Annotated in this window: 22 protein-coding genes and 1 tRNA gene; 9 read left to right on the plus strand and 14 right to left on the minus strand. The window is 71.0% G+C overall.

Annotated elements, in window-relative coordinates; genetic code table 11:
- Positions 1-30: 30 nt before the first annotated feature.
- The 4 genes from ACIGHB_RS09735 to ACIGHB_RS09750 form a co-directional block, all read right to left on the minus strand.
- Positions 31-372 (minus strand): rhodanese-like domain-containing protein, encoded by a 342-nt coding sequence (locus tag ACIGHB_RS09735; protein WP_399911171.1) that lies wholly within the window; start codon positions 370-372, stop codon positions 31-33.
- 50 nt (positions 373-422) lie between these two features.
- Entirely contained in the window at positions 423-1178 is a 756-nt protein-coding gene (locus tag ACIGHB_RS09740; protein WP_399911642.1) for a hypothetical protein, read from the minus strand.
- Between the two features lie 427 nt (positions 1179-1605).
- A complete protein-coding gene (locus ACIGHB_RS09745) occupies positions 1606-3051 on the minus strand; it encodes a DUF2252 domain-containing protein (protein WP_399911174.1) in 1446 nt (481 codons plus the stop codon).
- Between the two features lie 151 nt (positions 3052-3202).
- The gene (locus ACIGHB_RS09750; protein WP_399911177.1) at positions 3203-4276 is read right to left on the minus strand and encodes a hypothetical protein; all 1074 of its coding nucleotides are present in this window, start codon (positions 4274-4276) and stop codon (positions 3203-3205) included.
- Positions 4277-4386: 110 nt separating this feature from the next.
- Between ACIGHB_RS09750 and ACIGHB_RS09755 the strand changes: the two genes are divergently transcribed.
- Positions 4387-4914 (plus strand): MarR family winged helix-turn-helix transcriptional regulator, encoded by a 528-nt coding sequence (locus ACIGHB_RS09755; RefSeq protein WP_399911179.1) that lies wholly within the window; start codon positions 4387-4389, stop codon positions 4912-4914.
- A gap of 95 nt (positions 4915-5009) precedes the next feature.
- Here ACIGHB_RS09755 and ACIGHB_RS09760 read toward each other — a convergent pair whose 3' ends face one another.
- The 3 genes from ACIGHB_RS09760 to ACIGHB_RS09770 all read right to left on the minus strand — a co-directional run bounded on the left by ACIGHB_RS09760 (position 5010) and on the right by ACIGHB_RS09770 (position 7739).
- Entirely contained in the window at positions 5010-5645 is a 636-nt protein-coding gene (locus tag ACIGHB_RS09760; protein WP_360307993.1) for a response regulator transcription factor, read from the minus strand.
- An 85-nt stretch (positions 5646-5730) separates the two neighbouring features.
- A complete protein-coding gene (locus ACIGHB_RS09765; RefSeq protein WP_399911182.1) occupies positions 5731-7437 on the minus strand; it encodes a sensor histidine kinase in 1707 nt (568 codons plus the stop codon).
- Between the two features lie 215 nt (positions 7438-7652).
- Positions 7653-7739: transfer RNA gene (locus ACIGHB_RS09770), tRNA-Leu, on the minus strand.
- A 601-nt stretch (positions 7740-8340) separates the two neighbouring features.
- Between ACIGHB_RS09770 and ACIGHB_RS09775 the strand changes: the two genes are divergently transcribed.
- From ACIGHB_RS09775 to pknB, 6 genes are all read left to right on the plus strand, one after another.
- Positions 8341-9186: an FhaA domain-containing protein gene (locus ACIGHB_RS09775; protein WP_399911185.1), complete on the plus strand. Its 846-nt coding sequence runs from the start codon at positions 8341-8343 to the stop codon at positions 9184-9186.
- A 10-nt stretch (positions 9187-9196) separates the two neighbouring features.
- Positions 9197-9724, plus strand: a complete 528-nt coding sequence (locus tag ACIGHB_RS09780; protein ID WP_360307984.1) for an FHA domain-containing protein — start codon at positions 9197-9199, stop codon at positions 9722-9724.
- Between the two features lie 96 nt (positions 9725-9820).
- Positions 9821-11323 (plus strand): Stp1/IreP family PP2C-type Ser/Thr phosphatase, encoded by a 1503-nt coding sequence (locus tag ACIGHB_RS09785; RefSeq protein ID WP_360307981.1) that lies wholly within the window; start codon positions 9821-9823, stop codon positions 11321-11323.
- A 26-nt stretch (positions 11324-11349) separates the two neighbouring features.
- Positions 11350-12771, plus strand: a complete 1422-nt coding sequence (locus ACIGHB_RS09790) for an FtsW/RodA/SpoVE family cell cycle protein (protein ID WP_399911190.1) — start codon at positions 11350-11352, stop codon at positions 12769-12771.
- Positions 12768-14228, plus strand: coding sequence for a peptidoglycan D,D-transpeptidase FtsI family protein (locus tag ACIGHB_RS09795; RefSeq protein ID WP_399911192.1), 1461 nt, complete (start codon positions 12768-12770; stop codon positions 14226-14228). The genes ACIGHB_RS09790 and ACIGHB_RS09795 overlap by 4 nt, the downstream gene beginning before the upstream one ends.
- A 158-nt stretch (positions 14229-14386) precedes the next feature.
- A complete protein-coding gene (gene pknB, locus ACIGHB_RS09800) occupies positions 14387-16483 on the plus strand; it encodes a Stk1 family PASTA domain-containing Ser/Thr kinase (RefSeq protein ID WP_399911195.1) in 2097 nt (698 codons plus the stop codon).
- 97 nt (positions 16484-16580) lie between these two features.
- On the opposite strand, the gene ACIGHB_RS09805 is transcribed toward pknB, so the two are convergent.
- The 5 genes from ACIGHB_RS09805 to ACIGHB_RS09825 form a co-directional block, all read right to left on the minus strand.
- On the minus strand, positions 16581-17258 hold the full coding sequence (locus tag ACIGHB_RS09805) for a class E sortase (protein WP_360307969.1): 678 nt from the start codon (positions 17256-17258) through the stop codon (positions 16581-16583).
- 36 nt (positions 17259-17294) lie between these two features.
- The gene (locus ACIGHB_RS09810; protein ID WP_399911198.1) at positions 17295-18527 is read right to left on the minus strand and encodes a class E sortase; all 1233 of its coding nucleotides are present in this window, start codon (positions 18525-18527) and stop codon (positions 17295-17297) included.
- The gene (locus tag ACIGHB_RS09815; protein WP_360307963.1) at positions 18524-19162 is read right to left on the minus strand and encodes an aminodeoxychorismate/anthranilate synthase component II; all 639 of its coding nucleotides are present in this window, start codon (positions 19160-19162) and stop codon (positions 18524-18526) included. Before ACIGHB_RS09815 ends, ACIGHB_RS09810 begins: the two co-directional genes overlap by 4 nt.
- Complete coding sequence (locus tag ACIGHB_RS09820) at positions 19159-19320, minus strand: hypothetical protein (RefSeq protein WP_360307960.1); 162 nt, start codon at positions 19318-19320, stop codon at positions 19159-19161. Before ACIGHB_RS09820 ends, ACIGHB_RS09815 begins: the two co-directional genes overlap by 4 nt.
- Positions 19321-19452: 132 nt before the next feature.
- Positions 19453-20232, minus strand: coding sequence for a DUF881 domain-containing protein (locus ACIGHB_RS09825; protein ID WP_399911201.1), 780 nt, complete (start codon positions 20230-20232; stop codon positions 19453-19455).
- Between the two features lie 140 nt (positions 20233-20372).
- Here ACIGHB_RS09825 and crgA point away from each other — a divergent pair, with 140 nt between their 5' ends.
- Positions 20373-20627, plus strand: a complete 255-nt coding sequence (crgA, locus tag ACIGHB_RS09830) for a cell division protein CrgA (protein ID WP_030493743.1) — start codon at positions 20373-20375, stop codon at positions 20625-20627.
- Positions 20628-20932: 305 nt separating this feature from the next.
- Here the strand turns inward: crgA and ACIGHB_RS09835 are convergent, their stop codons facing one another.
- Complete coding sequence (locus ACIGHB_RS09835; protein ID WP_360307954.1) at positions 20933-21799, minus strand: rhomboid family intramembrane serine protease; 867 nt, start codon at positions 21797-21799, stop codon at positions 20933-20935.
- Positions 21800-21822: 23 nt separating this feature from the next.
- The gene (locus tag ACIGHB_RS09840) at positions 21823-22341 is read right to left on the minus strand and encodes a peptidylprolyl isomerase (protein ID WP_360308090.1); all 519 of its coding nucleotides are present in this window, start codon (positions 22339-22341) and stop codon (positions 21823-21825) included.
- 275 nt (positions 22342-22616) lie between these two features.
- Here ACIGHB_RS09840 and ACIGHB_RS09845 point away from each other — a divergent pair, with 275 nt between their 5' ends.
- A complete protein-coding gene (locus ACIGHB_RS09845) occupies positions 22617-23369 on the plus strand; it encodes a DUF5324 family protein (RefSeq protein WP_360307951.1) in 753 nt (250 codons plus the stop codon).
- Positions 23370-23430: the final 61 nt, after the last annotated feature.

Below are 23430 nucleotides of genomic sequence, written 5' to 3' on the forward strand. Positions count from 1 at the left end.
AGCCGCGAAGGGCCGGGCGGAGGGCACGGCTCAGGCGACGAACCCGGGCCCGTTGTCCGCGACCACAGGCCGCCCGGCGCCCTCCCAGGCCAGCATCCCGCCGTCCACGTTCACCGCGTCGTACCCCTGCTGCACCAGGTACTGCGTGACCTGCGCCGACCGGCCGCCCACCCGGCACATCACATAGGCACGCCCGTGCTCGGCGAGCTGCTCACCGACCTCGGCGAACCGGGCCACGAAGTCGCTCATCGGCACGTGCAGCGCGCCCTCGACCCGCCCGGCCGCCCACTCGTCGTCCTCCCGCACGTCCAGCACCAGGGCATCGGCGGGCACGGACGCGGCGGGCACCGACGGCAGCGGGGCGAAACTCATGGCACTGACCTTCTCTCGTGTACGGCGAAACCGCCTCGACCTGGGAAAACCTACTGCACCAGCGTGGCCAGCTCGGCCTCACGCTCGGACACCTGGCCACGCAGCTGCTCGGCGATCTCCTCGAGGAGCCGATCGGGATCGTCCGGCGCCAGCCGCAGCATCGACCCGATCGCGCTCTCCTCCAGCTCCCGCGCCAGCGCGGACAGCAGGTCCTTGCGCTGCGCCAGCCACTCCAGCCGCGCGTACAGCTCCTCGCTCTCGCTCAGCCGCTCCTCGGCCGGCACCGGACCCGCCTCCCACTCGGCGGCGAGCTCCCGGAGCAGCCCCTCGTCACCGCGCGCGTAGGCCGCGTTCACCCGGGTGATGAACTCCTCCCGCCGCTTCCGCTCGCCCTCCTCACGCGCCAGATCCGGGTGCGCCTTGCGGGCCAGCTCACGGTAGAGCCTGCGCACCTCCTCGCTGGGCCGCACCCGCTGCGGCGGCCGCACCGGCCGCTCGGTCAGCATCGCGGCCGCCTCGGGGGACAGCCCGTCGGAGTCGATCCAGTCGTCGAAGAGCACCTCGACCCCCGGCAGCGGCTGCACCGCGGCCCGCGCCTCCCGCGCCCGCCGCAGATCCTCCGGATCACCGGTCCGCGCGGCCCGCGCCTCCGCGATCGACGCGTCCAGCTCGTCCAGTCGCGCGTACATCGGCCCCAGCGTCTGATGGTGCAGCCGCGAGAAGTTCTCCACCTCGACCCGGAAGGTCTCCACGGCGATCTCGAACTCGATCAGCGCCTGCTCGGCCACCCGCACAGCCCGCTCCAACCGAGCCTCCGGCCGCGCCTCCGCCTCCGACTGCGACCCCGACGGCGGCTCCGACCCGGACTCCGCCCCCGACTGCGCCTCGGGCTGCGGCTCCGAGTGCGGCCCCGCCGCCTCCGACTGCGGCTGCGGCTGCGGCTCGCGGCCCTGCTCCTGGCCCTGGCTCTGGTCCTGGCTCTGGTCCTGGCTCTGGTCCTGGTCCTCGCTCACGTTCACGCCCGCCCACGTCCTCGTTCCGGCCCGATCCCTCAAGCGTAGGTCCTCACCGGGGGCCCCTCCCCCCTCCCTCCCCTCCCCCTCCCCCCGTTTCACGTTGTGGTGCCCCGTGCCCCACCCGCACGTCCCCCGTCCGCCCCTCCCGCACGTCGCGCGTCCGCCCCGCCCGCCCCTCAGCCGCGCGCAGGGCTCCCAGGGCTCCCTCCGGTACCCGTCACACGCCCAGCTCCGCCGCCATGCGGCCGGTGCGGATGGCGGTGAGCAGGTCGGCGTGGTCGGCCGTGGTGCGGTCGGCGTAGGTGACCGCGAAGGCGGCGACGGCCTCGTCGAACTCCTCGTTCCTTCCGCAGTAGCCGGCTATCAGGCGCGGGTCGGCACTGTGGGCGTGGGCGCGGGCGAGGAGCGCGCCGGTCATCCGGCCGTAGTCGTCGAGCTGGTCGGCGGTGAGCGCGGCGGGGTCGACGCTGCCCTTGCGGTTGCGGAACTGGCGCACCTGGAAGGGACGCCCGTCGACGGTGGTCCAGCCGAGCAGCATGTCGCTGACGACCTGCATCCGCTTCTGTCCGAGGACGACGCGGCGGCCCTCGTGCCCGGGGTCGGGGACGGTGAACCCGGCGGCGGGCAGGTGGGGCAGGAGCACGGACGGCCGGGCTTCCTTCACCTGGAGGACGAGCGGTTCGCCGCGGTGGTCGAGGAGCAGGACGACGTAGGAGCGGGTGCCGACGCTGCCGGTGCCCACGACCCGGAAGGCGACGTCGTGGACGGCGTACCGGGCGAGGAGCGGGCGCCGGTCCTCGGAGACGGTCTCCAGGTAGTCGCCGAGGGCCGCGGTGACGGCTGCGGCCTCGATGTCGGGCACCCGGCGCAGGACGGGCGGCGCGTCGACGAAGCGGCGGCCACCGCCTTCGGTCTCGGCGACCGTCTCGGTGGAGCGGGCGGCGAACCGGGCGCTGGTGTTGTTGCGGGCCTTGGCGGAGACGCGCTCCAGGGTGCCGAGGAGGTCGCGGGCGTCGGTGTGGGAGACGAGCTCCTCGTCGGGTATCGCGTTCCAGGCGTCGAGGGCGGGCAGCCGGGCCAGGAGCCGCATGGTGCGCCGGTAGGCGCCGACGGTGTCGAAGGCTGCGGCCCGGCAGGTGTCCTCGTCCGCGCCGACCACGCGGCCTGCGAGGACGAGGGAGGTGGCGAGCCGCTTGAGGTCCCATTCCCAGGGGCCGACGGCGGTCTCGTCGAAGTCGTTGAGGTCCATCACGAGTCGGCCGCGGGCGTCGCCGTAGAGGCCGAAGTTGGCGGCGTGGGCGTCGCCGCAGAGCTGCGCGGCGATCCCGGTGACCGGGGTGCTCACGAGGTCGTGGGCCATGAGGCCGGCGGATCCGCGCAGGAACGCGAACGGGTTGGCGGCCATCCGGCCGACGCGGATCGGGGTGAGTCCGGGGACGCGGCCCCGGCTGGACTCCTCGACGGCGCGGACGGCGTCGGGTCGTCCGGCGGGGAGGGTGAGCTCCGCGTGGGAGGAGCGGGGGACGGTGGCGCGCAGCTGCTTGCCGCGGGCCCTGGGGGAGTCCTCCGCAGGGCCGCGCCGGGCGAATCCGGGCACGTGCGGGATGCGCTCCCCGTCCGTTCCTTCACGCTGTCCCGGCACGACGGCCTTCATCTCGCCCATGGGACGACCTCCCCCGATGACATCGACTGCCTGTCGACGGCGTCGACTTCCTCGACTGCCTCGACTGCTTCCGGGCCTGACGGTACAGCCGGTCTTGATCGGCCGTCTCCCCCTGTGGACAACGACCTGTGGACAACCACATACCGCCTGATCAGACGGCCACGGCCTCCTCCATCTCCTCCTCCGTCTCCTCCTTCCGCCGCTCCTCGGCCCCGGTCTTCGCCGCCGGGGCGGCTTCGACGGCGGCCCGGGCCTTCCGCCTGGCCTCTGTGCGGCCGGCCACGGTGACGAGGACGGCTCCGGCGAGGAACCAGAGGGCGAGGACGAGAACGTTGCCGCCGAGGCCGTGTCCGTCGAAGTAGACGTGGCCCCGGATGCCTTCGACGAGGCCGGCGCCGTTCCAGAAGGCGTGCAGGGAGCCGAAGAAGCCGGGCTGGAGCTCGGGCCGGTAGATGCCCCCGGAGCTCGTGAAGTTGAGCATGACGAAGAGGACCATCACGCCGAGCGTGGTCCAGCGGCGGAGGTAGGTGTGGAGGCCGATGCCGATGAGGAGGATGCCCGCGGCGTAGAGCCAGGCGAGGGCCCAGACGCCGGCGAGGCCGTGGTCGACGAGGTGGAAGACGGGGCCGGCGAAGAGGGTGCCGATGAGGCTGACGACGAGGGAGGTACCGGCGGCGAGGAGGGCGCGCAGGCGCATGGGGAGGGCGGCTCCGGCGGCGCCGATGACGGCGACGGAGGCGTAGGCGCCGATGCTGACGGCGACGAGGAGGAAGAAGACTCCCTGGCCGGTGGGGTCGCCGGAGGCGGTGGGGGCGAGGTCGGCGACCTTGAGGGGAGCGTCCTGGTCCGCGGCGACCTGGGTGAAGACCTTCTCGACGGCCATGGCGCTGGTGTCGGAGGAGGCGGAGGCGACGAGGAGCTCGGGGTGGTCGCCCGGGATGTAGGCGCCGAAGCTGTCCTGCCGGTGGAGGGCGGTGGCGGCGGTGGCCCGGTCGGGGACGGTACGGACGTCGAGGGCGCCGTCGCCCTTGTCGTGGAGGGTCTGGGCGAGGACCTGGGCGGCGGGCCCGGAGCCGACGATGTCGACGCGGAGGTCATGGGGCTGGGGGGCGTGGAAGGCGCCGAGGTAGGCGAGGCCCATGCCGAGGCACATGAGGAGGGGCGTGAGGAGATGCCCGAGGACGTGCCGCAGGGCACCGGCGGTGGGGTTCGGTCCTGTGGACACCAGACCTCCGAGAACGACAAAGAGAGCCATTTGTTGGCTTTTACAACCAAAGAACCGTTGTACTATACAACCGAACCCCCGTGCGGGGCGAACTCACCCAGGGAGCCCCGATGTCCACCACCGACCACCCGACCGATGGCACCGTCGGCGACGCCACGGATGACGTCACCGGCCACCCCACCCCCACCGGCGGCGAACCACCGCGCGAGGCGTCCGTCGACGTCATCCAGCGGGAACTGACGGCCTTCGCGCGCCGGGCGCGCGCCGCCGCGGCCCGGGTCCACCCGGAGATCCCGCTCGTCTCGTACACGCTCCTCGCGCACATCGCGGACCGGCGTGGCTGCCGCGCCACGGATCTCGCCGCGCACTATCTGCTGGACAAGTCGACGGTCAGCCGCCAGCTGGCGGGGCTGGAGAAGCTGGGCATGGTGGAGCGCCGGCCCGCGCCGGAGGACCACCGGGTGCAGGTCCTGCACCCGACGGAAGCCGGTCTCGCGGTGCTCGCCACCGCCCAGGCCAACCGTCTCGCCGCCTACCAGGAGCGTCTGAAGGACTGGTCGGGCGAGGACCTGGCCCGCTTCGCCGGCTACCTCCTCCGCTACAACGCGGCAGGCCCCGCGGACCCCACAGCCCCCTGACCCCCACTACAGCCCCGCCAGAGCCCAGCTAGAGCCCCGGCTTCAGCCCCGCGACATCCCCCGCCCCAGCCCCATGGCATCCCCGCCCCAGCCCCCTACAGCCCCGCGTCGCGGGCGAGGAGCGCCGCCTGGACGCGGTTCTCGCACTGGAGTTTGGCGAGGATCCTGCTGACGTACGTCTTCACGGTGGCCTCGCTCATGTGCAGCCGGCGGCCCGCGTCGGCGTTGGAGAGGCCCTCGCCGAGGAGGGCCAGGACCTCCCGTTCCTTCTCGCCGAGCGCCGCGATCCGGCCGCGGGCCTCCTCGGCGCGGGCGGTCTCACGGCCGGAGGCGAGCCGTTCGACGACGTGCCGGGTCGCGGCGGGCGAGAGGTAGGCGTCACCAGCGGCGGTGGCCCGGACGGCGCCGATCAGTTCGGCGGGCGCGGTGTCCTTCAGCAGGAAGCCGGCGCTGCCGTGCTCCAGCGCCCGCAGGACGTTCTCCCGCTCGCCGAAGGTGGTCAGGACGATCACCCGGGCGCCGGGCGCGGCCCGGCGCAGCTCGGGGAGGGCGGAGAGGCCGTCGAGAACCGGCATCTGGATGTCGAGGAGCACGACGTCGGCGGCGTGCGCGCGGGCCGCGTCGACGGCCTCGCGCCCGTTCGCGGCCTCGGCGACCACGTGGATGTCCGGATCGGAGTTGAGGATCATCCGGATCCCCGCCCTGATCAGCGGCTCGTCGTCGGCCACCACGACCCTGACGGTCCGCCCGGACCGTCCCGTCTGCCCTGACAGCACTACGCCTCCCCCAACGCCTCGGTACGGGTCGGCCGTGACGCTACTGCCTCACCTCGTACGCCTTCTTCTCGATCAGCTTGCCGTCCTTGAAGCAGAACCGGAAAACGGGGTCGACGTCGAAGTCGTCGCTCGTCTCCGTGGAGAGCAGGGCGAGGCAGGCGGCGCCCTTCGGCTCGGGCGGCGCGCCCTTGCCCGAGGTGGCCAGGTTCGCGAAGGAGTCGCCGTCGGGCAGCATGGCCCGGACGTCCTTCTCGGCCATGCCGACCTCGATCGACTCGTACTTCGAGGGCTCGATCATCGCGTCCTGGATCGATCCGACGAAGTAGTAGAGGCCGAAGCCGGCCGCGAGGACGAGGACGACGAGCGCCGCGAAGGCTATGCCGCAGCCGAGCGCGACGGATCCTCCGGTGCCGCGGGTCTTGCCCCCGTGCAGTGCCATCGCCAACTCCCGTTCCGTGAAGGTCCAGTCGGGCTCTCCGACCGGTACGGAACGACCTTGCCGCCCGAAGGGCTTCGTCGACTGCTGCCGGAAGTCGTCGGCAGCGTCGACCAAAGACGCGGATTCTCCGGTGGGCGCGGAGCCGTACGGCAGCATTCCGGCGACCCGGAAACCTCCGCCGTCGGCGGGGCCCGCATGGCACATGCCGCCGACGAGCCGGGCCCGCTCCTCTAGGCCGGCCAAACCCTGGCCGCCGCTGACGACGCCCTTCGCGGGGCCGTCGAGCGGCTCCTCGTTGAAGATCTCGACGACGAACGTGTCGGGCTCGTAGCGCAGTTCGACGCTGATGGCGGCGCCGGGGGCGTACTTGTAGGCGTTGGTGAGCGCTTCCTGCGCCATGCGGTACGCGGCGTGCCCGGCGGCCGGTTCGAGGGGCCGCTCGTCGCCGATCCGCCGTAGTTCGACGCGGGTCCCTGCGGCGCGCGCGGAGGCGACGAGTCCTTCGATGCCGGCGATCCCGCGGGCCGCCCGTCCGCTCTCGTCGCCGGCGCCGACCGGTCCGGTGTCGGGGTCGGTGGCCTCGGTGCCGTCCCGGAGTATGCCGACGACCTCCCGCAGTTCGTGCATGGCGGTCACGGACGCGTTCCGGAGCACGCCGACGACCTCGCGCTGCCGGTCGTTCAGCTCGCGGTCGACCTCCAGGGCGCCGGTGTGCACGGCGATCAGGGCGAGTTGGTGGCCGAGGCTGTCGTGCATGTCCTGGGCGATGCGCTGCCGTTCGCGCAGCCGGGCGTTCCGCCCGATCATCTTGCGCTCGCGCACCAGCCGTACGTTGCGCTCCTGGAGGGCGTGCAGGAGGGTGCGGCGCTGGGCCCAGTACCGGTGGGCGAGTCCGGGCGCGAGGGTGGTGCCCAGGTAGTACAGGGTCGCCATGAAGGCGAGGGTGAGCATCCGGCTCTGGTCCCAGGCGACGATCAGGGTGGCGGCGACGTTGAGGACGTAGGCGGCGATGAACGCGTGCAGGGCCCGTCCGACGCCGAGGATGTGACCGCCCGCCGACCAGCCGAGGACGAGCAGCAGCGGACCGAGGCCGGGGACGACGGGGCTGAGCGCGGCGGTGACGACGAGCACGGTGGCGGGGAATCTGCGGCGCAGCAGCGACAGTACGGCCGACCCGGCGGCGACCGCGGCGAGCTGCCACCCTTCGCCGCCGAGCAGTTCTTCGGTCCCCGCGGCGAGCAGTGCGACGACGGCGGTGAGCGCCACCTCGCCGACCGTCCTCCGCGGCGACCATTCCCCGGCGGGCACGAGCCACCTCCACGCGGCGGCCAGCCTGGCTCCCGCCCCGCGTCCGGCGCCCGCCCACGGCGTCGTTCCCCCACTCGTCGCTTCCACGCTCGCACCCTAGGCAGCGCCGGGACCCCGGGGCGTCCCTCTTTCGTCGCGACCCACAACGACGAAAGGTGAGAGGACGCCGGACAACGCGGAAGCCCCGTAGGTCTGAGACCTACGGGGCTTCCGTCTGGTGCGCGAGGGGGGAGTTGAACCCCCACGCCCTTTCGGGCACTGGAACCTGAATCCAGCGCGTCTGCCTATTCCGCCACCCGCGCATTGGGTGGTCTCCCGGTCTCTCACCTTTCGGTGGGAGCGCCTGGCGACATCTGAAGATTAGCACGTCGCAGACGGTGGATTCACATCCGTTGTTTCGGCCCCTCGCGGGCAGAACAGAGGAGAGGAAGGGAGAGGGGGAGGGAGCGGAGGGAGGGAGCGAGGGGAGGCGAGGGGGAGCACGGAGGACGTGGGAGGACTCGGGAGGACGCGGCAGGACGTCCGACCCTTCGCGCGCCCGCGCCGCACACCCGCCCCCGGATGTCACCGCGGAGCCCCCGCCGGAGACGCCAGGGAGAAGTAAGGAGAAGAAGGAGAGAAGGGACACAGGGGAGAGAGGGGAGAGATGGGAGAGACAGGGGAGAAGCGGGAGGTTGCGGCGCCGGCCGCGCCGTCCGACGCGCTCACTCCCGTACTCCGCCCCTCCTGTCGGGCAGCCGGGTGCGGGACACTGTCCACAGGCCCCCTCTACGATCCCTGGGGGGAGGGCCTGTGAGAGGTGACACTCGTCCACAGGGCAGAGAAGGGGAACCAGCCGATTTCCCGACGCGTGGATACGATCAGTAAGCAGTACCAGGACGGCAACGACGGAGGAGGTGCCCCATGGGAGTCCTGAAGCGTTTCGAGCAGCGTCTCGAAGGTCTGGTCAACGGCACCTTCGCCAAGGTGTTCAAGTCCGAGGTCCAGCCCGTCGAGATCGCCGGCGCGCTCCAGCGCGAGTGCGACAACAACGCGCAGATCTGGAACCGCGAGCGGACCGTCGTCCCCAACGACTTCATCGTGGAGCTCAGCACGCCCGACTACGAGCGTCTGAGCCCCTACTCGGGCCAGCTGGGCGACGAGCTCGCCGGCCTGGTCCGGGACTACGCCAAGCAGCAGCGGTACACCTTCATGGGACCGATCAAGGTCCACCTGGAGAAGGCCGACGACCTCGACACCGGTCTCTACCGGGTGCGCAGCCGTACGCTCGCGTCGAGCACGTCCCAGCCGCAGCCGCACGCCGGTCACCAGCCCCACCAGCAGCAGCACCAGCCGCAGGGCCAGGGCGGCGGCTACGGGTACCCGCAGGGTCCCCCGGCCGGCGCTCCGCCGATGCCGTCCTCCCCGCCGCCCGGCGGCGGGCAGCGGCCGGGCGCGGGCGGCCGTCCTCCGGCCGCCGGCGGCACCCAGGTGCGCCGCTGGATCGAGATCAACGGCAACCGCCACCAGATCTCCCGCCCGACCCTGGTCCTCGGCCGCAGCACCGACGCGGACGTGAGGATCGACGATCCCGGCGTGTCCCGCCGGCACTGCGAGATCCGGACCGGAACGCCCTCGACGATCCAGGATCTCGGATCCACCAACGGCATCGTGGTGGACGGGCAGCACACCACCCGCGCTACGCTCCGCGACGGCTCGCGGATCGTCGTGGGCAGCACCACCATCGTTTACCGGCAAGCCGAAGGGTGAAGCGGGGGCAATGTCAGAGCTGACCCTGACGGTCATGCGGTTGGGTTTCCTGGCCGTTCTGTGGCTGTTCGTCATCGTGGCCGTGCAGGTCATCCGTAGCGACCTGTTCGGTACGCGGGTGACCCAGCGCGGTTCCCGCCGCCAGGAGGCGCGCCCCCAGCAGGGCGGCCGCCAGGCGGCACCTCCGCAGCAGCGCGCCCAGCAGCCGCAGCCGGCGGCCGGCGGCGGCCGGTCGCGCCGCGGCGCCCCGACCAAGCTGGTCGTGTCCGAGGGCACCCTCACCGGCACGACCGTCGCCCTGCAGGGGCAGACGATCACACTGGGCCGGGCGCACGACTCGACGATCGTGCTGGACGACGACTACGCGTCCAGCCGGCACGCCCGGATCTACCCCGACCGGGACGGCCAGTGGATCGTCGAGGACCTCGGGTCCACGAACGGGACGTACCTCGACCGGACCCGCCTCACCACCGCAACGCCGATTCCGCTGGGGGCGCCGATCCGCATCGGCAAGACCGTCATCGAGCTGCGGAAGTAGTACGACAATGAGCGAGCTGACCGGAGCGACCGGAGGGTGGGCAGTGTGGGTCGAGACCGGCTGTACCCCGATGCAGCGGCGACAGGGCAGGTGGGCATGAGTCTCTCCCTGCGATTCGCCGCGGGCTCGCACAAGGGCATGATCCGCGAGGGGAACGAGGACTCCGGCTACGCCGGTCCCCGTCTCCTCGCGATCGCCGACGGCATGGGCGGCCAGGCCGCCGGCGAGGTCGCCTCCTCCGAGGTGATCTCGACCCTCGTCACGCTCGACGACGACATCCCCGGCTCCGACATCCTCACGTCGCTCGGTACGGCGGTGCAGCGCGCCAACGACCAGCTCCGGATGATGGTCGAGGAGGACCCGCAGCTGGAGGGCATGGGCACCACGCTCACCGCCCTGCTGTGGACCGGGCAGCGGCTCGGCCTGGTGCACGTCGGCGACTCCCGCGCGTACCTGCTGCGCGACGGCGTCCTCACCCAGATCACCCAGGACCACACCTGGGTGCAGCGGCTCGTCGACGAGGGCCGGATCACGGAGGAGGAGGCGACCACGCACCCGCAGCGCTCGCTCCTCATGCGCGCGCTCGGCAGCGGCGACCACGTCGAGCCCGACCTCTCCATCCGCGAGGTCCGCGCCGGCGACCGGTACCTGATCTGCTCCGACGGCCTCTCCGGCGTGGTGTCCCACCAGACCCTGGAGGACACCCTCGCCAGCTACCAGGGCCCGCAGGAGACCGTGCAGGAGCTGATCCAGCTCGCGCTGCGCGGCGGCGGCCCCGACAACATCACGGTGATCGTCGCCGACGTCCTCGACGTCGACGGCGGCGACACCCTCGCCGGCCACCTCAGCGACACGCCCGTGGTCGTCGGCGCGGTCGCCGAGAACCAGCAGCAGCTGAACGACGGCGGCGCGATGCAGACCCCGGCCGGCCGTGCCTCCGGGCTCGGCCGCCCCGCGCACCACCAGCCCCCGGCCGGCGGCTTCGGCCCGCCCGGCAGCGGCGACGACCACGGCTACGGCGCCGTCCCGCCGCACGGCGCCTTCGACTCGTACGCCGACGACGACTTCGTGAAGCCGCGGAAGCGGCGCCGGTGGATCGGGCGCACGGTGATCCTCGTCCTCGCCCTCGGCGTCCTCGCCGGCGGCGCGTACGGCGGCTGGCGCTGGACCCAGACCCAGTACTTCGTGGGCTCCAACGCCGAGCACGTGGCGCTGTACCGCGGCATCAGCCAGGACCTCGCCTGGGTGAAGCTCTCGGAGGTCGAGAAGGACCACCCCGAGATCGAACTCAAGTACCTCCCCGCCTACCAGCGGAAGCAGGTCGAGGACACCATCGCGGGCGGCAGCCTCGCCAAGGCCCAGACGAAGATCTCCGAGCTCGCGGTGCAGGCGTCGGCCTGCAAGAAGACCGAGGAGCGCCGCGTGGCCAAGGAGAAGGCCGACAAGGAGAAGGCCGCCGCCGAGGCGGCCGAGAAGCCGGCCGACGGCGAGAGCGCCGACGCCAAGCCCGAATCCAAGCCCACCGCAGCCGCTCCGAACCCGGGTCCCACCCTCACTCCGGAGGAGCAGAAGCTGGCCTCGAACTGCGGCAAGCAGTAAGCACCCGTAGGGGGCCTGTCACCACCATGAGCGTTGTCACCAACACGACCACCATCGGCGCGATCGAGGCGCCGAGCCGCCGCAACACCGAGCTGGCGCTGCTCGCGTTCGCCGTCGTCATCCCGGTGTTCGCGTACCTCAACGTGGGCCTGGCCATCGACGGCGAGGTCCCGTCGGGCATGCTCGGGTACGGGCTCGGACTCGCGCTCCTCGCGACCGTGGCCCACCTCGTCGTACGCAAATGGGCGCCGTACGCGGACCCGCTGCTGCTCCCGCTGGCGACCCTGCTCAACGGCATGGGCCTGGTGCTGATCTGGCGTCTGGACCAGTCGCCGCGGCTGATCGAGACCTCGATGCGGAGGTACAACAGCTTCAGCCCGGACGCGCCCAGCCAGATGATGTACTCGGCGATCGGCATCGCGATGCTCGTGGCCGTTCTGCTGCTGCTGAAGGACCACCGGGTCCTCCAGCGCTACACGTACATCTCGATGATGGCGGCGCTCGTCCTCCTGCTGCTGCCGCTGGTGCCCGGCCTCGGATCCGCCGTCTACGGCGCCAAGATCTGGATCAACGTCGCGGGCTTCTCCATCCAGCCCGGAGAGTTCGCGAAGATCGTGCTCGCGGTCTTCTTCTCCGGCTACCTGATGGTGAAGAGGGACGCCCTGGCCCTGGCCAGCCGCCGTTTCATGGGGCTCTACCTGCCCCGAGGCCGCGACCTCGGCCCGATCCTGACGATCTGGGCGGTCAGCCTCCTCATCCTGATCTTCGAGAACGACCTCGGTACCTCGCTGCTGTTCTTCGGCATGTTCGTGATCATGCTGTACGTGGCCACCGAGCGGACCAGCTGGATCGTCATGGGTCTGCTGATGTCCGTCGCGGGTGCCGTCGGCGTGGCGTCCTTCGCCAGCCACGTGCAGGCACGTGTCGACGCGTGGGCCGACCCGTTCAGCTGCGCGGAGAAGGTCGCCGCCTGTGACCAGATGACCCAGGTGCTGATGTCCTTCGGGTCCGGCGGCATCCTCGGCACCGGCCTCGGCCAGGGCAACTCCGACCTCATCGGCTTCGCCGCCAACTCCGACTTCATCTTCGCCACCGTCGGCGAGGAGCTCGGCCTGGCCGGCGTCATGGTCTTCCTGCTGCTGTACGGCCTGATCATCGAGCGCGGTATCCGCACCTCGCTCGCCGCCCGCGACCCCTTTGGCAAGCTGCTCGCGATGGGCCTCTCCGGCGCCTTCGCGCTGCAGATCTTCGTCGTCGCCGGCGGTGTGATGGGCCTCATCCCGCTCACCGGCATGACGATGCCGTTCCTCGCGTACGGCGGTTCGTCCGTGATCGCCAACTGGGCCCTGATCGGCATTCTGATCCGGATCAGCGACACCGCGCGCCGTCCGGCGCCCGCGCCCGCCCCGAACCCCGATGTCGAGATGACCCAGGTGGTCCGTCCGTGAACAAGCCGCTGCGGCGGGTCGCGATCTTCTGCGGCCTGCTCGTCCTCGCCCTGCTCCTGCGCGACAACTGGCTCCAGTTCGTCCGCGCCGACGAGCTGAACGCGCACCCGAAGAACAAGCGCGTCCAGATCGAGCGGTACGCCACCGAGCGCGGCAACATCATCGTCGACGGCAAGCCGATCACCGGTTCCGTGGACTCGGGCGGCACCTACTACAAGTACAAGCGCACCTATGTGAACGGCCCCATGTGGGCTCCGGTCACCGGCTTCGCCTCGCAGGTGTACGACGCCAACCAGCTCGAGAAGATCGAGGACGGCATCCTCACCGGCAACGACGACCGGCTCTTCTTCGACCGCACGCTGGCCATGTTCACCGGCGAGAAGAAGAAGGGCGGCGACGTCGTCACCACCCTCAACGGCGCCGCTCAGAAGGCCGCCTTTGAGGGACTCGGGAAGAACACCGGCGCCGTGGTGGCGATCGAGCCGTCGACCGGCAAGATCCTGGCGCTCGCCTCGACCCCCTCGTACGACCCGTCGAGCATCGCCGGCAGCAACGACGAGAAGGCATGGGTGGCGCTGGACACGTCCAAGGCCAAGCCGATGCTGAACCGCGCGATCCGCGAGATCTACCCCCCCGGCTCCGTCTTCAAGGTCGTGACCGCCGCCGCCGCGCTGGAGAACGGCAAGGTCTCCGACATCGACGCGGCGACCGACACCCCCGAGGGCTGGAAGATCCCGCTCTCCACCGTGCCGATGAAGAACCACTCGGGGGGCTGCGCCAACGCCAGCCTCAACGAGGCGCTGCGGGTCTCCTGCAACTCGGTCTTCGCCAAGCTCGGTGACGACGTCGGCGTCGAGAAGATGAACGAGATGGCGGAGAAGTTCGGCTTCAACGCCGAGCAGTTCACCCCCGTCCGCTCCGCCGCCTCCGTCTACGACAAGAAGGCCGACCGCGGCGGCAACGCCCTCTCCTCCATCGGCCAGTTCAACACCGCGACCACCCCGCTCCAGATGGCGATGGTCACGGCCGCGATCGCGAACGACGGCAAGCTGATGAAGCCGTACATGATCAACCAGCTGCGCGCGCCGAACCTGGACGTCATCAAGCAGAACGAGCCGGAGGAGATGAGCCAGCCGGTCTCCCCGGAGAACGCGCAGAAGCTCCAGGCGATGATGGAGAACGTCGTCGCCAAGGGCACCGGCGGCAAGGCCGACCTGAACATGGACGGCGTGAAGGTCGGCGGCAAGACCGGTACCGCGCAGCACGGCGAGAAGAACGCCAAGCGCCCGTACGCCTGGTTCATCTCGTACGCCAAGACCGACCAGGGTTCCCCGGTCGCCGTCGCCGTGATCGTCGAGGACGCCGAGGGCGTCGGCCGTGAGGACATCAGCGGTGGCGGTCTCGCCGCACCGATCGCCAAGGCGGTCATGAAGGCGGTTCTGAAGAGTCGCGGCTGATCTTGCAAAGGGCCGGTGCCAGCCAGGTACCGGTCAGGTATCAGCTGCCCCACGCGGGCGGTACCGCCTCTCGGGGCCGGTAGCGTATGCGCGAACAGCACACACCGCCGGACCACCCATGGGTGCGGTCGGGACAGACGGAGAGGGCTGGATTAGCTATGGAAGAGCCGCGTCGCCTCGGCGGCCGGTACGAGCTGGGCTCGGTGCTCGGCCGCGGTGGCATGGCCGAGGTGTACCTCGCCCAGGACACCCGGCTCGGCCGCACCGTCGCCGTGAAGACGCTGCGGGCCGACCTGGCCCGTGACCCGTCCTTCCAGGCCCGGTTCCGCCGTGAGGCACAGTCCGCCGCCTCCCTGAACCACCCGGCGATCGTCGCTGTGTACGACACCGGCGAGGACTACGTCGACGGGGTCTCCATCCCGTACATCGTGATGGAGTACGTGGACGGCTCGACCCTCCGTGAGCTGCTGCACTCCGGCCGCAAGCTGCTGCCCGAGCGCACCCTGGAGATGACCGTCGGCATCCTCCAGGCCCTGGAGTACTCGCACCGCGCCGGCATCGTCCACCGCGACATCAAGCCCGCGAACGTGATGCTGACCCGCACCGGCCAGGTCAAGGTCATGGACTTCGGCATCGCGCGCGCCATGGGCGACGCGGGCATGACCATGACGCAGACCGCGGCGGTCATCGGCACCGCCCAGTACCTCTCCCCGGAGCAGGCCAAGGGCGAGCAGGTCGACGCCCGCTCCGACCTGTACTCCACGGGCTGCCTGCTCTACGAGCTGCTCACCGTCCGGCCGCCGTTCATCGGCGACTCCCCCGTGGCCGTCGCCTACCAGCACGTCCGGGAAGAGCCCCAGGCGCCGAGCAACTTCGACGCCGAGATCACGCCCGAGATGGACGCCATCGTCCTCAAGGCGCTGGTCAAGGACCCCGACTACCGCTACCAGTCCGCCGACGAGATGCGCGCGGACATCGAGGCGTGCCTCGACGGGCAGCCGGTCGCGGCCGCCGCCGCGATGGGCATGGCGGGCGCCCCGGCGTACAACGGCTACGGCTACCCGCCGGAGGACCAGCCGACGACCGCGCTGCGCCAGGCCGACCCGGTCGGCCAGACCTCGATGATGCCGCCTGTCCCGCCGGACGGCGGGGGCTACGGCGGGTACGACGGTTACGACGACCGTCCGGACCGCCGCCGCGGCGCCCAGAAGAAGTCGAACGCCTCGACGATCCTGCTGGCGCTCTGCGGTGTCCTGGTGCTGGTCGGCGCGATCTTCATCGCCCGGTACCTCATGGACACCACCGACACCCCGCAGCAGACGGTGGTGCCGCAGCTCGTCGGCCAGAAGATGGACGAGGCGCAGCGGTCCGTCACCAACGCGCAGGTGCAGGTCCAGGAGGCGGGCACCGAGCGCTGCGAGCAGCCCACGGGCGCGATCTGCCGCCAGAACCCGGCCGCCGACAACGTCACCAAGATGGACGTCGGCGCCACCATCCAGGTGTGGGTCTCCGAGGGCGCGCCGCTCGTGGAGGTCCCCGATGTCCAGGAGCAGTCGCTCCAGCGGGCGAAGGAGACCCTGGAGGGCAAGGGCTTCAAGGTCAAGGTGGACGAGGAGGAGTCCGAGGAGGACCCGGGCACCGTCCTGCGGCAGAACCCGCAGAACGGCACCAAGGCCGAGAAGAACTCCGAGGTGACCCTCACCGTCGCCAAGCAGAAGCTGACGCAGCTGCCGGACGTCCGGAACCGCGACATCAACCTGGCGCTCCAGCAGTTGAACGGCCTCCATTTCACCAACGTGAAGCAGGAGGAGGTCGACAGCGACCAGCCCAAGGGCACGGTCCTGGAGCAGTCCCCGGGCGGCCCGAGCAACCAGCCGCTGGACGTCGAGATCACCCTGAAGGTCTCCAAGGGCCCCGCGACGCCGCAGATCACGGTCCCCGCGGACGCGGTCGGCAAGACCCTCAAGGAAGTTCGGGACTACCTCCAGAGCCAGGGTGTGACCGTGGTCGTGGCCGGTGTCGACAAGGACGACGCCCGTATCGCCCAGTCGGTCCCGGTCGCGGGTTCCCCGGTCAAGCAGGGTGACACGGTCACGCTGCTCACCGTGGACCCGGGCGCCGCCACCGGCGGCGACAGCGCCGGTGGCGGCGGCCAGCAGCCCGGCGGTGGCGACAACAACGGCGGGGACAACAACGGCGGCGACAACAACGGCAACAACGGCGACGCCAACAACATCGGCGGCTGGTTCGACTAGCCCCGCCCGGTGGCGCGGTCGCCCGCGCGGAACGGGGAGAGCCCCGGAGCCTGTGAAGGCTCCGGGGCTCTCCCCTTGTGCTGTCCGGCCGGGTGGGTCAGCGGAGTTCGGCCGGCGGGGTGCGGTCGGCGTCGACCCTCTCGGTGCGGGCCAGTTCGCCCCAGACGATGTAGCGGTAGTCCGAGGTGTACATGGGGGTGCAGGTCGTGAGGGTGATGTACCGGCCGGGCTCGCTCTTGCCGGACTCCTCGGGGACCTGCTGGAGGACGTCCACGTTGAACTTCGTGGTCTCCGGGAGGGTCTTGTAGACCTTGTAGACGTACCAGGTGTCCTTGGACTCGAAGACGATCGGATCGCCGTTCTTCAACTTGTGGATGTTGTGGAACTTGGCGCCGTGCCCGTCCCGGTGGGCGGCGAGCGTGAAGTTGCCCTCCTTGTCCTGCGGGAGGGCCGACTTCACGGGCTCGGTGTAGTAGCCGGCGACGCCGTTGTTGAGGATGGAGCTCTCGGTGCCCCGCTTCACGAGGATCTCGTCGCCGCCGAAGGCGGGCACGTGGAGGAAGCCGACTCCGCCCTTGGTGTCGAGGGCGCCGGGGCCCTGGTCGGCCCACTCGCCGCGGACCTGGGCGCCTTCCTTGTCGGCGGCGCGGTCGGCGAGGACGTTCGTCCACCACAGCGAGTAGGCGACGAAGAGTCCGAGCACGAGGCCGGCTGTGATGAGGAGTTCGCCGAAGACGCTGATGAGCCCGGCGATCCGGTTGCGCGCACGTGACACTGGGTCGGCCCTCGTCCCTTCTGGAGGTGTGGGCTCTCAGCCTACGAGTGCGGTCGGCTTTCCCTTGCTGCGCGGCCGTTCCTCGACCAGCTTTCCCCAGACGATCATGCGGTAGGTGCTGGTGAACTCGGGCGTGCAGGTGGTCAGCGTGATGTACCGGCCGGGCTCGGTGAAGCCGGAGCCCTTGGGGATCGGGTCGATGACGGCGATGTTGGACGGCGGGGTCTGCGGCAGGATGCTCGCCATCTCGTAGGTGTAGTAGGCGTCCTGGGTCTCGACCACGATGGGGTCGCCGGGCTTGAGGCGGTTGATGTAGCGGAACGGCTCGCCGTGGGTGTTGCGGTGGCCGGCGACGGCGAAGTTGCCCTGCTTGTCGGAGGGCATGGCGGTCTTGAGCTTGCCCTCGCCGTAGTGGCCCGCCATGCCCTTGTCGAGGACCTTGGCCTTGTCGATGCCCTCGGCGACGGGGACGACGACGTCCAGCTTGGGGATGTGCATGATGGCGAAGCCCTCGCCGGGGGCGAAGACGTCGGGCTTGCTCTCGCCCTTCGCCCAGGTGTCCGTGATCCGCTCCTTGGCCTGGTCGACCTCCTGGCCGGCGAGGACGTTGGTCCACCACAGCTGGTAGGCGACGAAGAGGAGCATGACGACGCCGAGGGTGATGAACAGTTCGCCGACGACCACGCCGACGCTGTCCTTCGCCGCCTTGGCCTCCCGGGCGGCGCGGCGCGCCTCGACCCGGGACAGCGGGCGGTCGGGGGCGGGGGTGCCGCCGGCGGCCGGAGCGGGGCCCTTGCGGCTCTTCCCGCGGCCCTGCTTGGCGGCGGCCTTGCGCCGCTCGGCCCGGCCGGGCCCGGGAAGGGGCTCCACGGGCCGCTGAGCCTCTTCGGCGACCGGGGCGACCTGGGACAGCTCCCGCGTCTCCGCGGCCTCGTACGGCTCACGTATGGGCTCGTACGCGGGCTCGTACGACGGTTCGGGCCGGGACTGCGGCTGGCGCGGCTGGTGCTCGTGGGGCTGGTGCGGCTGCGGCTCGTGCGGCTGGGGCTGGTGCGGCTGCTGGGGCTGGTGCGGCTGCTGCTGCGGCTGGTACGGATACGGGTACGGGCCCTGCTGCTCGTAGCCGTACGGCTGCTGCTGCTCGTACCCGCTCTCGTACCCCGGCTCGTACGGGGCCTGCGGCTCGTACGGACGGGTGCCGTGGCCCTCGGGTATCGGCTCGGCGCCGGGCTGCCCCCCGTCCCGGAACCACGGCGAGCCCGTGGTCACGCGACGGCCTTGCCCACCACCGGCGCGAGCCCCGCCGACCGGCCGACCGCTCCCTCGTCTCCGCACTGCACCAGCCAGTTGGCGAGCATCAGGTGGCCGTGCTCGGTGAGGACCGACTCCGGGTGGAACTGGACGCCCTCGACGGGCAGATCGCGGTGGCGGAGGCCCATGATGATGCCGTCCTCGGTCCGCGCGGTCACTTCGAGCTCGGCCGGAAGCACGGCGGGCTCGGCGGCGAGCGAGTGGTAGCGGGTGGCCGTGAACGGCGAGGGAAGGCCGGCGAAGACGCCCTTGCCCTCGTGGACGACGGGCGAGGTCTTGCCGTGCAGCAGCTCGGGCGCGCGGTCGACGACGCCGCCGTACGCGACGGCCATGGACTGCATGCCGAGGCAGACGCCGAAGACGGGCACCCCGGTGTCGGCGCAGTGCCGCACCATGTCGATGCAGACGCCGGCCTGCTCGGGGGCGCCGGGCCCGGGAGACAGCAGCACGCCGTCGAAGCCGTCCTGGGCGTGGCTCAGCTCCACCTCGTCGTTGCGGAGCACCTCGCACTCGGCACCGAGCTGGTAGAGGTACTGCACGAGGTTGAAGACGAAGCTGTCGTAGTTGTCGACGACGAGAATTCGCGCGCTCACTGGCCGTCCACCGTCACATCGTTGAACGGAAGCAGAGGCTCCGCCCAGGGGAACACGTACTGGAAGAGGATGTAGACGATCCCGAGGACCAGTGCGACGGAGATCAGCGCCCGCACGAACGCGTTCCCCGGCAGATGCCGCCAGATCCAGCCGTACATGACTTCGCCGCCCCTTCCCTTCGTTACGGGCACCAGAGTACGGGGCGCGGGGGCCGTCGTGGGGAAGCTGTCCGAAGCCTGTGGACGACCGTCCGCGGACGACCACCTGTGGACAACCGTTCCCGGGCGGGCCTACGCGGCGGGCTTGGCGTGGTGGAGGTCGACCGCGCCGGTGTACCCGGGGAGGGTGACGCCCTTGTGGTCGTCGACCTTCCAGCCGAGCCCGTACGCCTTCACGTACAGCTGGTAGTTCTGGAGCGCCGGGGAGTCCGCGAGGGCCTTGTCGAGCCTGCCCCGGTCGCCGACCGCGGTGATCTTGTACGGGGGCGAGTAGACGCGGCCCTGGAGGATGAGGGTGTTGCCGACGCAGCGGACCGCGCTGGTGGAGATGAGCCGCTGGTCCATGACGCGGATGCCTTTGGCGCCGCCCTCCCAGAGGGCGTTGACGACGGCCTGGAGGTCCTGCTGGTGGATGACCAGGTCGTTGGCCTGCGGTTCGGGGTAGCCGGGGGCGGCCTGGGCGCCGGGCGGGGCGTCGTCGAGGGTGACGGTGAGGCCGGGGCCGGAGACCTCGGTGGTGCCGGCGGCGGTCTCCAGCTCCTTCAGGCGCCGGTCCTCCTCGGCCGTCGAGCCGTCGTCGCGGGCGGCGAGGGAGTCGACCTCGCCGCGCAGGGCGGCGGTGGACTCGTCGAGGCCGGCGTTCTTGTGGCTGCGTTCCTCGATGAGGTCGGAGAGCCTCAGGAGGGAGGCGTCCGTGCGGATGTTGGTGCCCTTGGCGGTGTTGAAGCTGGTGACGAAGAGCAGTCCGGCGAGGGCGAAGACGGCAAGGGTGAGCAGCCGGACGGGGCGCCACCCGCTGGTGCGGCCCTGTCCGGCGAGGGGGTCGCGCGGAGTGCCGGCGGAATTGCTCAACGTACCCTGATCCCCTTCTGCGCCGCGGAACCACTACGCTAACGGACGCCCGGGGGATGCAGCCGACCTGCTACGTCACATCCCGGCGACAGCCACAGTTCCCTGCGCGGTCACGCAGCGCATCGACAGGAGAGTCCCTCGTGCCGAAGTCACGGATCCGCAAGAAGGCCGATTACACGCCGCCGCCGGCGAAGCAGGCCGCCAACATCAAGCTGACGAACCGCAGCTGGGTCGCTCCGGTGATGCTGGCCCTGTTCGCCATCGGTCTGGTGTGGATCGTGGTCTTCTATGTCACCGACGGTTCGCTTCCGATCGAGTCCATCCGGAACTGGAACATCGTGGTCGGCTTCGGCTTCATCGCCGCCGGGTTCGGTGTCTCCACGCAGTGGAAGTGAGCTGATCAGCGACGCGCTTAGCGGGTCCGCCCGTCTGCCGTCAAGCTCACCCCAGAGTTTATCCACAGCGTTGTGCACAGCCCTGGATAACTTACGAAGATCTGTGGATAACTCGCACCGCGTTGACGCCGGTATGACCGCGAGAGGCGTCTCCGAGCAGCGCGAAGCCCCCTACCTCCCGGGAGAAATCCCAGGTCAGAGGTAGGGGGCTCCGTCACACCCACCGGGGTGGGGAGAACTCGCCACGCACTGTGGATAACTCTGGGGAAAGCTCGTGTCCCCAGCTCGTCCACAGCCTTCCCCGCTCAGGTGAGCGCGAGTGTCCGTGCGGTCACGATGCCCACGTCGATCAGCAGCAGGACTCCACAGGCGCCGTACTGGATCAGGTCCCGGCGGGCCCGGGGAGCCCGTACGAGCACGAGCGTCACGAGGGCACCGGCCACGAGTCCACCCACGTGCGCCTCCCAGGAGATCCCCGGACGGGTGAACGTCATCAGCAGCGACAGCGCCACGAAGAGCGCCACCGGCCGCATGTCGTGGCGGCGCCGACGTGCCAGCACCACCCACGCGCCGATCAGGCCGTAGACGATCCCGGAGGCGCCCAGCGAGGGCTGGTTGGGGGCGGCGACGACATAGGCGAGCACGGAGCCGGACAGCCCCGAGAGCAGGCACAGCAGCGCGTACCGGGCCCGGCCCAGCTCGGGCTCGACGATCCCGCCGATCACCCAGAGACCGAGCAGGTTGAAGAGGATGTGCCACGGCTCCTGGTGGAGGACCGTGGAGGTGATCAGGCGGTACCACTCGCCGTCCGCGACCCCGACGACCTCGCCGAGCAGCGGGTTGTACGCGTACCCGATCAGCACGAGCTCGTCGACGAACCGGTCGCCGAGGGCCAGCACCAGCACGTACACCAGCGCGCAGATCCCGATCAGGATCTTGGTGACCAGCCGGTCGTCCTTCCTGACCCGGCCGCCGGCGAGCGTCCGCGGCTGGTTGGCGTCGGCCGCGTGGCCGGTGCCGGAGCCGCCTCGGACGCAGTCCGGGCACTGGAAGCCGACCGAGGCTGAGATCATGCACGCCGGACAGATGGGCTTCTCGCAGCGGGTGCAGCTGATGCCCGTCTCGGTGTCCGGATGGCGGTAGCAGGGCCGCAGTCCGGGCTGCGTGTCCATGGGCGGGGTCCCGTCCTTCCCGGTCAGCGCTGCTCGATCACCACGGACTCGACCACGACGTCCGTCAGCGGCCGCTGGGTCTGCGGGTCGGTCGGGACCGCCGCGACGGCGTCCACGACGGCCCGGCTCTTCGCGTCCACGACCTCGCCGAAGATCGTGTGCTTGCGGTTCAGCCAGGTCGCGGGGCCGACCGTGATGAAGAACTGGGAGCCGTTGGTGCCCGGCCCCGCGTTGGCCATGGCCAGCAGGTACGGCCGGTCGAACCACAGCTCCGGGTGGAACTCGTCGGCGAACTCGTACCCGGGGCCGCCGGTGCCCGTCCCCAGCGGGTCGCCGCCCTGGATCATGAAGTCGCCGATGACCCGGTGGAAGACCGTGCCGTCATAGAGGGGGTCGGTGGAGACCTGGCCGGTGCCCGGATGGGTCCACTCGCGCTCGCCCGAGGCGAGCTCGACGAAGTTCCGCACCGTCTTGGGCGCGTGGAACGGCAGCAGGCGCACCTCGATGTCGCCCGCGCTGGTCTTGAGGATCGCGTACGGCATGGCCACGGTCCGCCTTCCCTCCCTGGTCGTGCGTCACGCCGCGGAGGGGATCGCCTCACGCTCCCACGGCTCTGGCGAGTCGATCCTCGCATGCCCGCGGCGGTCGGCCCGCATGCCCGCGACGGCCCGTCCGCCTCCGGCTCATGCCCCGCACGCCCCGCCCCCATGCCCCGGATGCCCGCCCCGCATGCCGGACCCCGCTCCGGCAGGCATGATGCCGAAAAGGATGGAAAGGTGAAAAACCGATACCGCCCGCCACCGAGGAGGAGGAACCCGTGACTCGCATGGACAGCGTGCGCGCCGCTACGGATTCGGCGAAGGAAAGCGTCCTGCACGCCGCGGACGTGGTGGCGCCGTACGCCGGCACGGCCAAGGACCAGGCCGCGCACTATGCGCACGAGGCGCGGGTGCGGCTCGCGCCCAAGGTGTCGAGCGCCGCTCGGCAGGCACGCGCGCAGGCGCGTGTGCAGTACGCCGCGTACGTGGCGCCGCACGTGCCGCCGCGGGTCGACGACGCCGCGCATCGCGCTGCGGCTCGGACCCGCTCGGTCGCCCATCAGGTGGCCGACTACACCGTTCCGCGTGTCGAGCACGCGGTCGCCGCGACCGGTCCCGTCTTCGAGGAGGCCGGGTCGCGTTCCACTGCCGCCTGGGCCGCGCTGCGCGGTCAGGTGACGCCGGACGACGTCCGGAAGATCGTGAGGAAGCAGGAGCGCCGGGCCAGGGCCGGGCGTCTCGTCAAGGGGCTCGCCGTGCTCGGCGTGCTGGTCGGTGGCGCGTTCGTCGCGTGGAAGTGGTGGGACAGGCAGGCCAACCCCGACTGGCTGGTTGAACCGCCGGCTCCCACGGATGTGGACGAGGGTTCCGGCATGCCGTCCGCGTCGGAGGTCTACACGGGCGCGGAGGCCGAGGCCGGTACGAGCGTGGTCACGGAGTCCGGGAGCGATGTGGAGATCGAGACCGGGACCGTGGCGGGGATCGAGGAGGAGACGGAGACCGAGTCCACGGAGCCCGACGAGCGCCGCTGACCTGAAGCCGTTCTCACTGTTCCCACTGTTCCCGCTGTTCCGTCTGGTCCGGCTGGACTGG

The sequence above is a fragment of the Streptomyces sp. NPDC085460 genome, from assembly GCF_044541975.1.
Classification (GTDB): Bacteria; Actinomycetota; Actinomycetes; order Streptomycetales; family Streptomycetaceae; genus Streptomyces.